16 protein-coding genes are annotated in these 14,402 nt (G+C 74.2%); 1 reads left to right on the top strand and 15 read right to left on the bottom strand.

All coding sequences use genetic code 11. The features are described from left to right. The 3 genes from H4O22_RS02650 to H4O22_RS02640 form a co-directional block, all read right to left on the bottom strand. On the bottom strand, positions 1-951 hold the full coding sequence (locus tag H4O22_RS02650) for an ABC transporter substrate-binding protein (protein ID WP_182525546.1): 951 nt from the start codon (positions 949-951) through the stop codon (positions 1-3). Between the two features lie 62 nt (positions 952-1,013). Further along, entirely contained in the window at positions 1,014-1,772 is a 759-nt protein-coding gene (locus tag H4O22_RS02645; RefSeq protein WP_182525545.1) for an ABC transporter permease, read from the bottom strand. Beyond that, on the bottom strand, positions 1,769-2,476 hold the full coding sequence (locus H4O22_RS02640; RefSeq protein WP_244963081.1) for an ABC transporter permease: 708 nt from the start codon (positions 2,474-2,476) through the stop codon (positions 1,769-1,771). Before H4O22_RS02640 ends, H4O22_RS02645 begins: the two co-directional genes overlap by 4 nt. 4 nt (positions 2,477-2,480) lie before the next feature. Here H4O22_RS02640 and H4O22_RS02635 point away from each other — a divergent pair, with 4 nt between their 5' ends. Beyond that, positions 2,481-3,476 (top strand): ABC transporter ATP-binding protein, encoded by a 996-nt coding sequence (locus tag H4O22_RS02635; RefSeq protein WP_244963080.1) that lies wholly within the window; start codon positions 2,481-2,483, stop codon positions 3,474-3,476. 13 nt (positions 3,477-3,489) lie between these two features. On the opposite strand, the gene H4O22_RS02630 is transcribed toward H4O22_RS02635, so the two are convergent. The 12 genes from H4O22_RS02630 to dacB all read right to left on the bottom strand — a co-directional run bounded on the left by H4O22_RS02630 (position 3,490) and on the right by dacB (position 14,397). Further along, on the bottom strand, positions 3,490-4,581 hold the full coding sequence (locus H4O22_RS02630; protein WP_182526910.1) for a GNAT family N-acetyltransferase: 1,092 nt from the start codon (positions 4,579-4,581) through the stop codon (positions 3,490-3,492). Between the two features lie 25 nt (positions 4,582-4,606). Then, positions 4,607-5,212 carry a hypothetical protein gene (locus H4O22_RS02625; RefSeq protein WP_182525543.1) on the bottom strand — a complete coding sequence of 202 codons (606 nt, stop codon included), beginning with the start codon at positions 5,210-5,212 and terminating at the stop codon, positions 4,607-4,609. Positions 5,213-5,221: 9 nt separating this feature from the next. After that, positions 5,222-5,737, bottom strand: a complete 516-nt coding sequence (locus H4O22_RS02620; RefSeq protein ID WP_182525542.1) for a DUF3180 domain-containing protein — start codon at positions 5,735-5,737, stop codon at positions 5,222-5,224. 7 nt (positions 5,738-5,744) lie between these two features. Then, a complete protein-coding gene (folK, locus tag H4O22_RS02615) occupies positions 5,745-6,317 on the bottom strand; it encodes a 2-amino-4-hydroxy-6-hydroxymethyldihydropteridine diphosphokinase (RefSeq protein ID WP_182525541.1) in 573 nt (190 codons plus the stop codon). Then, entirely contained in the window at positions 6,310-6,678 is a 369-nt protein-coding gene (folB, locus tag H4O22_RS02610; RefSeq protein ID WP_182525540.1) for a dihydroneopterin aldolase, read from the bottom strand. The genes folK and folB overlap by 8 nt, the downstream gene beginning before the upstream one ends. Next, complete coding sequence (folP, locus tag H4O22_RS02605) at positions 6,675-7,514, bottom strand: dihydropteroate synthase (protein ID WP_182526909.1); 840 nt, start codon at positions 7,512-7,514, stop codon at positions 6,675-6,677. The genes folB and folP overlap by 4 nt, the downstream gene beginning before the upstream one ends. 59 nt (positions 7,515-7,573) lie before the next feature. Further along, positions 7,574-8,194, bottom strand: coding sequence for a GTP cyclohydrolase I FolE (gene folE, locus H4O22_RS02600; RefSeq protein ID WP_182525539.1), 621 nt, complete (start codon positions 8,192-8,194; stop codon positions 7,574-7,576). A 2-nt stretch (positions 8,195-8,196) separates the two neighbouring features. Beyond that, the gene (gene ftsH / locus H4O22_RS02595) at positions 8,197-10,263 is read right to left on the bottom strand and encodes an ATP-dependent zinc metalloprotease FtsH (protein ID WP_182525538.1); all 2,067 of its coding nucleotides are present in this window, start codon (positions 10,261-10,263) and stop codon (positions 8,197-8,199) included. Between the two features lie 98 nt (positions 10,264-10,361). Then, entirely contained in the window at positions 10,362-10,913 is a 552-nt protein-coding gene (gene hpt, locus H4O22_RS02590) for a hypoxanthine phosphoribosyltransferase (protein WP_182525537.1), read from the bottom strand. 10 nt (positions 10,914-10,923) lie between these two features. After that, a complete protein-coding gene (gene tilS, locus H4O22_RS02585; RefSeq protein ID WP_182525536.1) occupies positions 10,924-11,907 on the bottom strand; it encodes a tRNA lysidine(34) synthetase TilS in 984 nt (327 codons plus the stop codon). A 7-nt stretch (positions 11,908-11,914) separates the two neighbouring features. After that, complete coding sequence (locus H4O22_RS02580) at positions 11,915-12,943, bottom strand: zinc-dependent metalloprotease (protein WP_244963079.1); 1,029 nt, start codon at positions 12,941-12,943, stop codon at positions 11,915-11,917. Next, positions 12,940-14,397, bottom strand: coding sequence for a D-alanyl-D-alanine carboxypeptidase/D-alanyl-D-alanine endopeptidase (gene dacB, locus H4O22_RS02575; RefSeq protein WP_182525535.1), 1,458 nt, complete (start codon positions 14,395-14,397; stop codon positions 12,940-12,942). Before dacB ends, H4O22_RS02580 begins: the two co-directional genes overlap by 4 nt. Positions 14,398-14,402 lie beyond the last annotated feature (5 nt).

Raw genomic sequence — 14,402 nt, 5'->3', positions numbered from 1 at the left:
TCAGACCAGGCCCTGCTCCTGGAGGAAGGACCGCGCGACGTCCTCGACCGGCTCCCGGTCCACGCTGACCCGGACGAGGAGCTCGCCCAGCGTCTCGTTGTCGAGGGCGCCCATCAGCTCGTTGAGCGGCTCCTCGACGTCGGGGTGCTCCTCGAGGAACTCCGTGGACACGGCGGGGACGAGGTTCTGGGCGGGCTGGATGCCGCGGTCGTCCTCGACCATCAGCAGGCCCTGGTCCTCGAGGGTGACGTCGAGGGTGCTGGTCTGGCCGAGCTGCGCCTCGCCGTCGAGGACGGCCTGGAAGGTCTCGGTCGAGGCGTAGCCGAGCGGCTCGAGGGTGACGTCGATGCCGTAGACCTCGCGCAGGCCCTGCTCGCAGTCGGCCCGGCCCTTGCAGTCGGGGGCGGCGGCGAGGGTGACCGGCTCGCCCTCGAGGTCGGAGAGCGCGGTGACGCCCTCGGCGTCGGCGTACTCCTGGCTGACGAAGTAGCCGTTGGCGGAGTACGCCGCCGAGGGCTCGAGCAGGGTGATGCCCTTCTCCTCGAGCAGCTCCGCGCCCGCGTCGACGGTCTCCTGCACGTCGCTGGTCGAGATCGGCTCGGCGTCGGGCCCGTTGGCGTCGGTGTGGAGCTGGTCGACCACGCCGGCGACGTACTCCGGGGCGATCTGGACGGCGTCGGGCATCTCGTTGAGGTAGACCGGCCGGGTGTCGACCAGCCGGGTCTCGACGTCGTAGCCCTCCTCCTCGAGCAGCTGCTCGTACATCGCGGTGACCAGCGCGGCCTCGTCGAAGGACTGGCTGCCGATGACCACCGAGGTGCCCGCACCGGACCCCTGGTCGGCGGACGGGCCGTTGTCGTCCTCGGCGAGGTCGTCGCCGGCGCAGCCGGCCGCGAGGACGGAGAGGACGCCGACGGAGAGGGCGGCGGCGAGCGAGCGGCGTGTCTTCATCTGGTCGACCTTCTGTGTCCCGTGGCGCGTGCCACGCGTGTCCGGCGTGCGGGGGTTCCCGCTCAGCCCCCGGTGGGTGCTCCTGCCACGGTAGCCGCGGGCTCCGACACGTCGTCGTCGCGAGCTCGCGCCGGGCCCCGGGGCAGGGGGTCGAAGGCCCGCTGCACGCCGGCGGCGGCCAGCTCGAGGACCAGGGCGACGCCCGCCACCACCACCGCGCCGGCCATCCCCTGGGCGTAATCGTTGCGCGCGAAGCCCTCGGTGATGATCCGGCCCAGGCCGGGCCCCGCGACCAGGGCGGCGATGGTCGCGGTCGCCCACACCTGCACCAGCGCGAGCCGGACGCCGGAGGCGACGACCGGCAGCGCCAGCGGCAGCTCGACGCGCCGGAACAGCTGGCGCTCCGACATCCCCATGCCGCGGGCCGCCTCCCGGACCTCGTGCGGCACCTCGCGGACCCCGACGTAGGCGTTGGTGATGATCGGCGGCAGCGCGAAGAGGGCGAGGGCGATCAGGGTCGCCAGCCCCGCGCGCCCGTAGGGACCCAGCGGCGCCGACCCCGGCCAGTCCGCCGCCACCAGGATGGCGAGCAGCGCGAACGTCGGGACCGCGCGCCCGACGTTCGAGATGTTGACGGCGAGGAACCCGCCGCGCCCCCGGTGCCCGAGCCACAGCGCGACCGGCAGCCCGACCAGCAGCGCCGCGCCGAGCGCGGTCACCGTCAGGAGGAGCTGCTCGACCAGCCGGGCGAGGAGGCCGCCGTCGCCGGTCCAGTGCGTGCCGTCGAGCAGGTAGGACCAGGTCTCGGCGAAGAGGTTCACGCGCCGGCCCCCCGCGTCCACGGGGTCAGCAGGCGCTGGGTCACGACGAGCACCACGTCGAGGAGCGCGGCGAGCGCGACGCAGAGCAGCGCCGCCGTGAGCAGCTCGGACCGGAAGTCGCGCTGCACCCCGTGGGAGATCAGGTCCCCGAGGCCGCCGTAGGCGACCAGGGTGCCGATCGTGGTCAGCGCGACGGTCGAGACCGTCGCCACGCGCAGGCCGGCCATCACCACGGGCAGGGCCAGCGGCAGCTCCACGCGGACCAGCAGCCGGGCGCGCCCGTACCCGAGCCCGGTGGCCGCCTCCCGGACGTCGTCGGGCACCGAGCGCAGGCCGTCGAGGAGCGCCCGCACGAGGATCGTCAGCGCGTAGAGGCCGAGCCCGATCACGACGGTCGCCGCCGACAGCCCGGTGAACGGGACCAGCAGTGGCAGCAGCGCCAGCGACGGGATCGTGTAGAGCCCGGTGCTGAACCCCAGGACGGCGGTCTCCAGCCGCGGGAACCGGCGGGCCAGCAGCGCGAGCGGAAGCGCGAGCAGGACGCCCAGCGCGACCGCGGCCAGCGTGATCGCGACGTGCTCGGCCAGGGCGTCGAGGATCTCGCCGCGCCGGTCCTCGACGTACTGCCAGCAGAGCCACTCGTTGACGAACCGGCTGTAGCAGGTCGGATCGTCGGCGGGCGGGCCCTGCGTCGGTAGGGTCACGGTCATGGAAGGTACCGGCCCGGCACCCGGCGACGCCATGATCCGGCTGGCCGGCGTCGGCAAGACGTACGCCGACGGCACGGTCGCCGTCCACGACCTCCACCTCGAGGTGGGCCGCGGTGAGGTGGTCTGCCTCGTGGGCCCGTCGGGCTGCGGCAAGTCCACGACGCTGAAGATGATCAACCGGCTCATCGAGCCGAGCACCGGCACCATCGAGATCGACGGCGTCGACGTGACCCGCTCCGACCCCGTGGCGCTGCGCCGGGGCATCGGCTACGTCATCCAGCAGGTCGGGCTCTTCCCCCACCAGAAGGTCGTCACCAACGTGATGACCGTGCCGCTGCTGTACGGCGAGACCAAGGCGACCGCGCGGCGGCGCGCGCTGGAGCTGATGGAGCTCGTCGGCCTCGACCCGGCGACGTACGCCGACCGCTACCCCCACCAGCTCTCCGGCGGTCAGCGCCAGCGGGTCGGGGTGGCCCGCGCGCTCGCCGCCGACCCGCCGGTGCTGCTCATGGACGAGCCGTTCGGGGCGGTCGACCCGGTGGTGCGGGTCCGGCTCCAGGACGAGTTCCGCCGGCTGCAGCGCGACCTCGGCAAGACGGTCGTGCTGGTCACCCACGACCTCGACGAGGCGGTGCGGATGGGCGACCGGGTGGCGGTCTTCGCGTCCGGCGGCCGGCTGGCGCAGCTCGGCACCCCGGCCGAGGTGCTCGGCCGCCCGGCCGACGACTTCGTGGCCGACTTCGTGGGCTCGACCCGCGGCCTGCGCCGGCTCAGCGTGACGATGGTCGTCGCCGAGCACCTCGAGCCCCTGGACGGCGTGAGCGCGGGCGCGCTGGGCGCGGTGGTCGAGGTCGGCAGCTCGCTGGAGGACGCGCTCGCGGCCATGCTCCGCGACGACCGAGGCGTCGTCGGGGTCAAGGACGGCGCGCGGTTCGTCGGCGTGCTCACGCCCAACGGCGTGCACCGCGCGCTGCGCGCCTCGCTGGCGGAGTGACCCCTCAGTCGACTCAGTCGACCCGCACGTCGCGGTGCCAGGACTCGGTGACGTACTTCGTCTCCCAGCCCAGCGACGTGTAGAGCCCGGCGGCGCCGGTCGGGGAGTCGGCGTCCACCTCCAGCCCGACGCGGTCGCGCCCGCGGGCGGCGGCGTCGGCGATGATCGTGCGCAGCAGCCCCTTGGCCACCCCGCGCCCGCGGGCGGCCGAGCGGACGCCGATGTAGCTCACGTAGGACCCGTCGGGGCCTTGGGCGCTCTCCGAGACGGTGCCGAGCAGCGCCCCGACCGCGCGCGGCCGGCCGTCCTCGTCGAGGTCGCCCTCGAGCTCGGCCAGCCACCAGTGGTCCCAGCGGTGGCCGGGGTCCTCGCGCAGCCGGTGGAGGAACTCGTCGAAGGTCTCCTCCTGGGAGTTGAAGTGGTCCTTGAACGCCTCCTCGAGGACGTCGTGGACCTCGCGCAGGTCGCCGTCGTCGGGCATCCCGTCGCCGGCACGGCGTACCCGCCGGAACCGCACGCCGCGCTGCTCCCAGTCCGCGGGGTCGGGCACCAGCCCCACCTCGCCGGGGTCGACCGGACGGGTCTGCTGGTGCCAGGTGCGCACGCAGGTGAAGCCGGCGCCCTCGAGCCACCGGTGCTGGCGGTCGTCGTCGGCGAAGGCGCCGGTGTCGATCTGCTGGACCTCCAGGCCGCGGGCGGCGCCGACGGCGCGGGCCTGGCCGACCGCCCACTCGAAGAGCACCTCGGAGCACGCGTCCGCCACCTCGTCGGGGAGGTCGCGCTCGACCACGTGGACGAAGAGCATCCGGCCGCCGGCACGGTCGTGGACGCTCCCCCACGCGCGGATCTCGCCCGTCTCGTCGCGGACCACGACGTTCTCGCGGGTCCGCAGGCCGCGCTCGGAGACCTCGACGAGCACGTCGTCGACGCCGGATCCCGCCCAGCCGCGGCCGTGCCGCTCGTGCGCGCGCAGCAGCGCGGTGAGCCGGTCGACGTCGGAGCGGTCGCTGGGGTCGGGGGCCTCGACGGTCCAGCCGTCAGGGATCCCGGACGGCTCCGGGACCAGCTCGTCGGGGTCGCGCTCGAACCTGGAGTCCTCGGGCATCACGCCCATATTCTGCCGTAGGGGGTCAGGCGCGCTTGCGCACGGCCTCCGACGCGCGCCACGCCGCGGTGACCGCGTCGAGCTCGGCGCGGAGCACGTCGACCTGCTGCTCGAGCTCGGCGACCAGGACGACGGCCTCGGCCGCGGTCTGCTCGGCCTCGTCGAGGCGGGTCGTGAGGCGGGCGCCGTCGCGCTCGGCGAGGTCGGCGCGGCGGGCCTCGGCGTTCATCTTGCGGGTCGTGTCGGCGGCGCGCAGCTGGGACTCGCCCAGGGCGTCCTGCAGGCTCGCGAGCGTGGCCTCCTTCTCGGCGATCCGGGCCTCCACCGAGGCGACGTACGTCGCGTGCTCGGCGGTGCGCACCTCGGTCAGGCGCCGGTAGGCCTGGGCCTGTTCGGCGCGGTCCCGGGCGGCGTCCCGGCGGGTCTGCGCGAGCTCGGTGTGGGTGATGCGGGTCGCCGCGGCACCGAGGACGACGGCGAGGATCGCGGCGCCGGTGACCAGGGGCCAGGAGCCGCTGAGGACCGCGCCGGCGACGGCGGCCGTCGCGAGCACCAGGAGCGCCACCGCGACCGTCAGGCGGGTGCTGCGCTGGCGGCGTCGTGTGACGCGTGTTGCCGATGGGGAAGCCATGGGAGCAGGCTAGGGCTCCGGGTCGTCGGATCGGACGCGACACGCGCGCTCGAGGAGCAACGCGCCGACGACCACCGCGATCCCGGCCACCGCCGCCAGCCCCGAGCGGAGCGCGCGCTCGTCGGCCAGGCCCGCGGCCAGGCCGAGCCAGCTGACGGCGTACCCGCCGTAGCCGCCCGCCACCAGGGCGCCGGTGTAGGCGCTCGCGCGGGCCAGGGCGAGCCGGTTCAGCGCCCGCTGCGGCTCGAGCCGCTCGCGGCGCACCTGGAGCTGGCGCCAGGTCGACCAGGCGGCGGTGCCGACGATCGCGGCGACCACCGCGAGGGAGACCGGCTGGATCCAGGCGACGACCGGCGCGGTGCCGCCGAGCGCCTCCGCGACCGGGCGGACCGACCAGCCGCCGACCAGCCCGACCACCGCGCACGCGGCGAGGACGGCGGGCGACGTGGGCCGCAGCCGGCCCTCGCCGGGCTCCTCGCTGGGCTCGTCCGGGTCGTCCGGCGGCGGTTCGGGGAACCGGCTCACCGGCGGGTCACTCGACCTCGAGCTTCAGGTCGTCCCGCAGCACCAGGCCGTCGGTGCCGATCTCGGCGAGCAGCTCGGCGATGGGGCCCCGCCCGGGGAGCTCGGCGTCCGGCTCGAGGTCGAACCACGGCTTCAGCACGAACGCCCGCTCCCCTGCCCGCGGGTGCGGCAGCCGGAGGTGGTCCTCGTCGCTGCGGCGGTCACCGACGACGACCAGGTCGACGTCGAGCGTGCGGGGCGCGTTCGCCACCCCCTCGGGACGCTCGCGGTCGAAGGCGTCCTCGATGGCCAGGGCCCGGTCCATCAGCCGGGTCGCGGCGAGCGTCGTGTCGATGAGCACGACGGCGTTGAGGTAGGTCTTGGCGCCGGCCGGGCTGTCCACGGGCTCGGTCTCGTAGACCGGCGACACCGCGGTCACCCAGACGTCGGGGGTGTCGGCGAGGGCGTTGACCGCTCCCTGGAGCGCGGTCATCCGCTCCCCGAGGTTCGACCCCAGTGCCAACACCGCGCGGCGGATCGGCCGCATCTCACCGGTGAGGGTGTCGGCGTCGACGATGTGCGGGTTGGGGGTCTCAGTCACGTTCGGTCCTTCGCGTGATCGTCAGGGCGACGTCGTGGAACGTCGCCTCGATGGGTGCATCCGGTTTGTGGACCGTGACCCTCGCCCAGTGGACCCGGGGGTCCACGAGGCAGACGTCCGCGATCCGTTGCGCCAGGGTCTCGATCAGGTCCACCGGATCCTGCTCCACGGCAGTCTTCACCGCGGCCACGAGACTTCCGTAGTCGACGGTCTGTTGCAAGTCGTCCGAGGCCGCCGCGGGAGCGGTGTCGAGGCCCAGCACGAGGTCGACCAGGAAGGGCTGCCCCTCGCGCCGCTCGAAGTCGAAGACCCCGTGGTGGGCGAAGCACTCGATGCCCAGGACGGCGAGCTCGTCGCTCATGCCTCACTCCTCTGTCGGGACCGCTCTGCGGTCGTGTGGCGGGCGAGCGCGGCGGTGACGGCCAGCGCGTCGCGGGTGGCGCGGACGTCGTGCACGCGCAGGCCCCAGACCCCGGCGCGGGCGAGGTGGGCGCTGACCGCGGCGTGCGCGTGCTCCCGCTCCTCCACGGCCCGTGGCGAGCCGTCCGGCCCGCTGAGCAGCGTCCCGAGGAAGCTCTTGCGGCTCGCGCCGACCAGCAGCGGGAACCCGAGCTCCTGCAGCGGCGCGAGGTCGGCGAGCAGCTGCCAGTTGTGCTCGCCGCGCTTGGCGAACCCGAGCCCGGGGTCGAGCACGATCCGGTCGGCGGCGATCCCCGCGGCCAGCATGGCGTCCACGCGGGCGGCGAGCTCGCCGCGCACCGTCGCGACCACGCCGCCCGGGCCGTCGTACGTCGCGAAGTCGGTCATGTGGTCGCTGTGCGCCCGCCAGTGCATCGCGACGTACGGCGCGCCGTACGCGGCGACCGCCGGCAGCATCCGCGGGTCCGCGAGACCGCCGGAGACGTCGTTGACCAGCGTGGCCCCCGCCTCGAGGGCCGCCTCCGCGACCTCGGCGCGCATCGTGTCGACCGAGACCACCGCCCCCGCCGCCGCGAGCTCCCGGATCACCGGCACCACCCGGTCGAGCTCCTCGGACACCACGGGCCGGGTCGCGCCGGGGCGCGTCGACTCGCCGCCGATGTCGAGGATGTCGGCGCCGTCGGCGAGCAGCCGGTGGCCGTGCGCGACGGCCGCGTCGGTGCTCAGGAAGCGCCCGCCGTCGGAGAACGAGTCGGGGGTGACGTTCACGACCCCCATCACCCGGGGCCGGCCGGCCGGCCGCAGCAGCTCCACGTGCCCGACGCTACCGGGGCGCCTCAGCGCCGCGGGCTGTGGATCAGGGCCATCGCCTCGGCCCGGGTGGCCGGGTCGGAGAGGAACGACCCGCGGACCGCCGAGGTGACCGTGCGCGCGCCCGCCTTGCGGACCCCGCGCATGGTCATGCACAGGTGCTCGGCCTCGATGACGACGACGACCCCGCGGGCCTCGAGGATCCTCATCAAGGAGTCGGCCACCTGGGTGGTCAGCCGCTCCTGCACCTGCGGGCGGCGGGCGTAGACGTCGACGAGGCGGGCCAGCTTGGACAGGCCGGTGATCTTGCCGGACTCCGCAGGGATGTAGCCGACGTGCGCCACGCCCGTGAACGGCACCAGGTGGTGCTCGCACATCGACCACAGCTCGATGTCGCGGACCAGCACCATCTCCTCGTGCCCGATGTCGAAGGTGGTGGTGAGCACGTCCTCGGCGGACATCCGCAGGCCGGCCGTGACCTCGGCGTACGCCCGGGCGACCCGGGCAGGGGTCTCCCGCAGGCCCTCCCGCTCGGGGTCCTCGCCGATCGCGGCGAGCAGCTCGCGCACGGCCGCCTCCGCCCGCGCCTGGTCGAACGGGGGGATCTGGTCCGCGGGCCGTTCGGCACGCGAGATCGGGTCGGTCACGCTCAGACTCCCGGAGGGAGCGCCTCGCCGCCGGGGGTCGGCGAGCTCCCGGGGCTCGGCGTGCCGCCGTGCACGTCGCCGCCGGGACCGGGGGGCGTCACGATGACGCCCGGCGCGTCGGCGGTCGCGTGTCCGTTGGCCGACGCGCGGTCGCGGATCGCCTGCGGGATCTCGATCGGCGGGATGTCGGAGGGGTTGCGGTCCGGCGAGCCGGTCCACGCCGGACGGGCCTGGCGGCGCCGCAGCGGCGTGAAGATCTCGGCGACCTCGGCCTTGTCCAGCGTCTCCTTGTCGAGGAGCGCGAGCACCAGGTCGTCGAGGACGTCGCGGTTCTCCTCGAGGATGTCGAAGGCCTCCTGGTGGGCCGTCGCGAGGAAGTTCTTGGTCTCCTCGTCGACGATCGCCGCCACGTCCTCGGAGTAGTTGCGCTGGTGGCCCATGTCGCGGCCGAGGAACGGCTCGCCCTGGGCCTCGCCGAGCTTGATCGCGCCGAGCCGGTCGGTCATGCCGTACTGGGTGACCATCGCGCGGGCCAGGTTGGTGGCCTTCTCGATGTCGTTGCCGGCGCCGGTCGTCGGGTCGTGGAAGACCATCTCCTCGGCCGCCCGGCCGCCCAGCATGTAGGCGAGCTTGTCGAGCATCTCCGAGCGGGTCTGGGAGTACTTGTCCTCGTCGGGCAGCACCATCGTGTAGCCCAGCGCCCGGCCGCGCGGCAGGATCGTGATCTTGTGCACCGGGTCGGTGCCGGGGAGCGCCGCGGCGACGAGGGCGTGGCCGCCCTCGTGGTAGGCGGTGATGAGCTTCTCCTTCTCGCTCATCAGGCGCGTACGGCGCTGCGGGCCGGCGATGACGCGGTCGATCGCCTCGTCGAGGGTGGCGTTGGTGATCAGCTTCTCGCTGTTGCGCGCGGTGAGCAGCGCGGCCTCGTTGAGCACGTTGGCCAGGTCGGCGCCGGTGAAGCCGGGAGTACGCCGGGCCACCGAGAGCAGGTCGATGTTCTCGGCCATCGGCTTGCCGCGCGAGTGCACCTTGAGGATCGCGTGGCGGCCGGCGAGGTCGGGGGCGTCGACCTGGATCTGGCGGTCGAAGCGCCCGGGCCGCAGCAGCGCCGGGTCGAGGACGTCGGGCCGGTTGGTGGCCGCGATCAGGATCACGCCGCCGCGGACGTCGAAGCCGTCCATCTCGACCAGCAGCTGGTTGAGGGTCTGCTCGCGCTCGTCGTGGCCGCCGCCCATGCCGGCGCCGCGGTGCCGGCCGACGGCGTCGATCTCGTCGATGAAGACGATGGCCGGGGCGTTCTCCTTGGCCTGCTCGAACAGGTCGCGCACGCGGCTCGCGCCGACGCCGACGAACATCTCGACGAAGTCGGAGCCGGAGATGGAGTAGAAGGGCACGCCCGCCTCGCCGGCGACGGCGCGCGCGAGCAGGGTCTTGCCGGTGCCGGGCGGGCCGTAGAGCAGCACGCCCTTCGGGATCTTCGCGCCGACGGCCTGGAACTTGGCCGGCTCCTGGAGGAACTCCTTGATCTCGCCGAGCTCCTCGATCGCCTCGACCGCGCCGGCGACGTCGTTGAACGTCGTCTTCGGCATGTCCTTGGTGATCAGCTTGGCCTTGGACTTCCCGAACTGCATGACGCCGCGGCCGCCGCCGCCCTGCATGCTGTTGATGAGCCAGAAGAAGACCAGGATGATGATCAGGATCGGCAGGAACGAGAGCAGCAGCGAGCCGAGGATGCTCGGCTCGGCGACCTCGGTCTCGACCTTCTTGATGTCGCCCTCGTCGTAGGAGGCCTGGGCGGCCTCGAACAGCTCGCCCTGGGTGCCCTCGATCCACTTGGTGTAGACCTCGGACCCGGAGTCGCGCACCCCCTTGTTGAGGACCGCGCGGATCTCCTGGTCACCGTCGACGAAGGTGATCTCCTTGACGTCGCCGTCGGCGACGTAGGTGCTCATCTCCGAGGCCGCGATCTCGTCGCCACCCTCGCTGGGCGTGAGGAACTGGAGCAGCAGCAGGACGCCGACCACCGCGACGACGATCCACAACCACGGGCTCTTGACTGTGCGCTTCACTGTCCTCTTCCGACTGGGGCAAGCCTGAACACACGACGGTACACGTCGCGGGCAATCACGATCCTCTCACCGGACCGGTCGCGCGAGGACCCGGGGAGTCAGGAGTAGACGTGCGGGGCGAGGGTGCCGATGTCGCGCAGGTTCCGGTACCGCTCGCGGTAGTCGAGGCCGTAGCCGACGACGAACTCGTTGGGGATGTCCCAGCCGACGTACTTGACGTCGACCGGCATCTGGAGCGCCTCCGGCTTGCGCAGCAGCGTGCAGATCTCGACGCTCGCCGGGTTGCGAGAGGAGAGGTTGGAGGTCAGCCAGGACAGCGTGAGGCCGGTGTCGATGATCTCGTCGACGATGATCACGTGCCGTCCGGAGATGTCGGTGTCGAGGTCCTTGAGGATCCGCACGACGCCGCTGGACTTGGTGCCCGAGCCGTACGACGTGACCGCCATCCAGTCCATCTCGACGTGCCGGGTGAACGCGCGGGCCATGTCGGCCATCACCATCACCGCGCCGCGCAGGATGCCGACGATGAGGACGTCCTTGCCCTCGTAGTCGATCTCGATCTGGCGGGCCAGCTCGCCGATCCGCTCCTGGATCTGGGCCTCGGTGAAGAGCACGTTCACGAGGTCGTCCTCGACGTGGGCTGCGTCCATGACGCTCAGCCTAGGGGGCGTGCCTCGCGACCCGGAGCACCCCTCCCGACCGCTGCCCGCGCACGTGCCCGGGCAGGTCGACCCACCGCTGCCCGTGCCAGTCGGTGACCAGCGCGTCGAGGCCGCGGACGTGCTCGTGGAAGAGCTCGGAGGCCGGCGAGCCCGCCGCCAGCGCGGCGAGCCGCAGCACCCGGCGGCGTACGGCGTCCGGCTCCGCGGCCAGCCCGGCCACCGGCAGCGCGCCGTCCACCGGGTCCGCGAGCCGCGCGTGCGCGGCCTCGGCGAGGTCGTCGAGCAGGTCCATGTCCACGCGCAGCTGGTCGGCGGTGCGCGCCAGCGTCGCCGCGACCCCCGGGCCGAGGTGCTCCTCGAGCACCGGCAGCACGACGTGCCGCACCCGGGCCCGGGTGTACGCCGGGTCGGTGTTGTGCGGGTCCTGCCAGAACCGGAGGCCCTCGACCTGGCACGCGGTCTCGGTGTCGACCCGCGAGACGTCGAGCAGCGGCCGGCGGTACCGGTCGAAGGAGCGGCGCATCCCGGCCAGCGACCGGCCGCCGGACCCGCGGGCGAGCCCCATCAGCACGGTCTCCGCCTGGTCGTCGCGGGTGTGGCCGAGGAGCACCGCGGCGGCGTCGAGGTGCCGACCCATCTCCTCGAGCACGGCGTACCGCGCGCGGCGGGCGGCCGCCTCCGGGCCGAGGCCGCCGTCCTCGACCTGGACCCGCGCGGCCATCGTCTCGTCGACGCCGAGGCCGGCCATCTGGTCGACCACCAGCGTCGCGTGCGCGGCGGAGCCGGACTGCAGCCCGTGGTCGACGGTCGCGCCCACCACCCGGAGCCCGGCGCGGTGGCCCTCGACGACGGACGCCGCGAGCAGCGCCAGCGAGTCCGCGCCGCCGGAGCAGGCGACCAGCACCGTGCGGCCGCGGTCGAGGTCGGCGAGCGACCGGCGGACGGCGAGCCGGACGGCGGCGACCGAGGGGTGCAGGCTCACGGCGACCTCAGAGGACCCGGCGTACCCACGTCTCCGGGTCGGCGACCTCGTCCTTGGACGGCAGGTTCTCCGGCCGCTCCCAGACCGCGTTGAACTCCGCCATCCCCACCTTGTCGACCACGGCCCGGACGAAGCGGGCGCCGTCGCGGTACTGCGCCATCTTCGCGTCGATCCCGAGCACCCGCCGGAGCAGGCGGTCCAGGGTGCCGACGCCCTTGCGGCGCTCGTTGAACCGCTCGCGGATCGCGGCGACGGTGGGGATCACGCTCGGCCCGACGCCGTCCATGACGACGTCGGCGTGGCCCTCGAGCAACGACATCATCCCGGTGACCCGGTCGAGGATCTCGCGCTGCTCGGGAGAGCTGAGCAGCTCCACGAGGCTGCCGCCGCGGGCGCCCGAGCGCATCGCGTCGGTCACCCGGGAGAGCCCGTCGTCGAGGAGCGAGGAGGACTCGACGGTCTCGGCCATGGCGCGCACCTCGGAGAAGAGGTGGTCGCGCATCCACGGCACGGCGGTGAACTGGACCCGGTGGGTCTCCTCGTGCAGGCAGACCCAGAGCCGGAAGTCGCGGGGCACGGCGCCGATCTCGCGCTCGACGTGGACGATGTTGGGGGCGACCAGGAGCAGCCGGCCGTAGGGGTCGTGGAAGGGGTCGAACTGGCCGAGGACCTTGCTGGAGAGGAACCCCAGCAGGCCGCCGACCTCCGCGCCGGTCACCTTGGAGCCGACGGCGAGCGCGAACGCGGACGGCGGCTTCTTGTCGATGAGGGTGTCGACCAGCGGACCCAGCACCGTGCGGAAGCCGTCCGCGTTCGCCTGCACCCAGCCGGGGCGGTCGACCACCAGCACGGGGGCGGTGCCGTCGGGCGCGTCGAGCCCGGTGAACTCGCGCACCAGGCCGGTCGACCGGTTCGCGCCGGCCCGCAGCTCCTCGACGGCCTCTGCCGCCTCGTCCCGGGAGACCGTCGGGCCGTCCCCGGCGATCCCGGAGGCGATCCGTACAGCGAGGTCCCAGTCCACCATCTCCCGCGTCATGGCACGACCGTACCCGCGCACGCACAGGCGCCCAGCGCCGCGGCGGCGCCGTCGATCGCGGCGCGGGCGTCCAGGGTGTTCTCGGGGCGGATCCGGTCGGCCATCAGCACGAAGAGCATCGGGGTGCCGTCGACGGAGGTCGCGATGCCGGCCAGGCTGCTGACGCCGGTGAGGGTGCCGGTCTTGGCGCGCACCCGGCCGCGCCCCTCGGGCGCCCCCTGGTCGAACCGGCCGGCCAGCGAGCCGCTGAACGCCGCGACGGGCAGGCCGCCGAGCACGGAGCGCAGCGCGGGCGACCCGGTCGCGGCCTGCCGGAGCACGCCGAGCAGGGTCGCCGGGGCGATCCGGTTCTCCCGGGACAGGCCGCTGCCGTCGTGGAGCACCAGGCCGGTCACGGGGACGCCGAGATCGCGCAGCACCTCCCGCACCCCGCGGCCGCCCGCGGCGGAGCTCGCCTCGCCCCCGGCGGCGAGCCCCACGTGGCGCAGCAGCACCTCGGTGGCCTCGTTGTCGCTGACCAGCAGGGACTGCTCGACGATCTGGTCCAGCGGCGCCGACCGCACCTCGGCGACCGGCGTCGCGCCGGCGGGGGCGGTCGCCGTCCCGGGGTCGCCCACCGTGGTGATCCCCGAGTCGCGCAGGGCGGCCGCGAACACCTGGCCCGCGCTCCGGGAGGGGTCCTCGACCCGGCCGACGCCCGTGGCCGGCCGGCCCTCGTCGACCCACAGGGCCGTGATCGGCGCGACCACGCCGTCGGGGAGGTAGTCGGCCGGCCAGTGCGGGTTGACCGCCGGCCCGGTGAAGAGGGAGTCGTCGTACCCGACCCGCACCGACGAGACGCCGTCGGCCAGCAGGGCGCGGGCGGTCTGCTTGGCCAGCGTGGTGACGTCGGCGCGCGCCGGCCAGGCCGGGTCCTCGGCGGTCGGCGGCGTGGAGGCGAGGAACGGGTCGCCCCCACCGACGAGCACCACCCGGCGTCCGGTCCGGACCACCCGGGTCTCGAAGGTCCGGGTCGGACCGAGCGCCGAGAGCGCGGCCAGCCCGGTCAGCAGCTTGGTCGTCGAGGCGGGGATCGCGGTGCCCCCGCCCAGCGAGTACGTCGCGGGGCCGCGCAGGCCGCCGACGGCGGCGAGGACGTGGCGCCCGAGGTCGCGGTCGCGGAGGTACGGCGCCAGCGCCCGGCGTACCGCTGCCTCGTCGGGCGGGCGGGCGGCGACCGGGGCGGCGACGGCGGAGGGGGCGACCAGGGCGGGCAGGTCCAGCCCCGACGGCGGCGCGACCGCGGCCGGGTCGACCGGTCCGGCGGGGTCGCGGGGGAACCAGCGGTCGGCGAGGTCGTAGCGGTAGGTCGCCGCGATCCCGGTCGTCAGCGCCAGGACGACGAGCAGTGCGAGCCAGGTGCGGAGCCGTCCGGCCTCGGTGCGCGCACCGTGGCCTGCGTCACGTCGGACCACTCCGT

It is taken from the genome of Nocardioides dongkuii (genome assembly GCF_014127485.1).
GTDB lineage: Bacteria > Actinomycetota > Actinomycetes > Propionibacteriales > Nocardioidaceae > Nocardioides > Nocardioides dongkuii.
Note: the sequence above shows the minus strand (reverse complement) of the source record. Positions and strands in the feature narration are given on the sequence as shown.

Coding starts and splice junctions, on each gene's coding strand:
- H4O22_RS02650 (WP_182525546.1), bottom strand. CDS start 951: ATGAAGACACGCCGCTCGCTCGCCGCCGCCCTCTCCGTCGGCGTCCTC.
- H4O22_RS02635 (WP_244963080.1), top strand. CDS start 2,481: ATGGAAGGTACCGGCCCGGCACCCGGCGACGCCATGATCCGGCTGGCC.
- H4O22_RS02630 (WP_182526910.1), bottom strand. CDS start 4,581: ATGCCCGAGGACTCCAGGTTCGAGCGCGACCCCGACGAGCTGGTCCCG.
- H4O22_RS02625 (WP_182525543.1), bottom strand. CDS start 5,212: ATGGCTTCCCCATCGGCAACACGCGTCACACGACGCCGCCAGCGCAGC.
- folB (WP_182525540.1), bottom strand. CDS start 6,678: ATGAGCGACGAGCTCGCCGTCCTGGGCATCGAGTGCTTCGCCCACCAC.
- folP (WP_182526909.1), bottom strand. CDS start 7,514: ATGGGGGTCGTGAACGTCACCCCCGACTCGTTCTCCGACGGCGGGCGC.
- hpt (WP_182525537.1), bottom strand. CDS start 10,913: ATGGACGCAGCCCACGTCGAGGACGACCTCGTGAACGTGCTCTTCACC.
- H4O22_RS02580 (WP_244963079.1), bottom strand. CDS start 12,943: ATGACGCGGGAGATGGTGGACTGGGACCTCGCTGTACGGATCGCCTCC.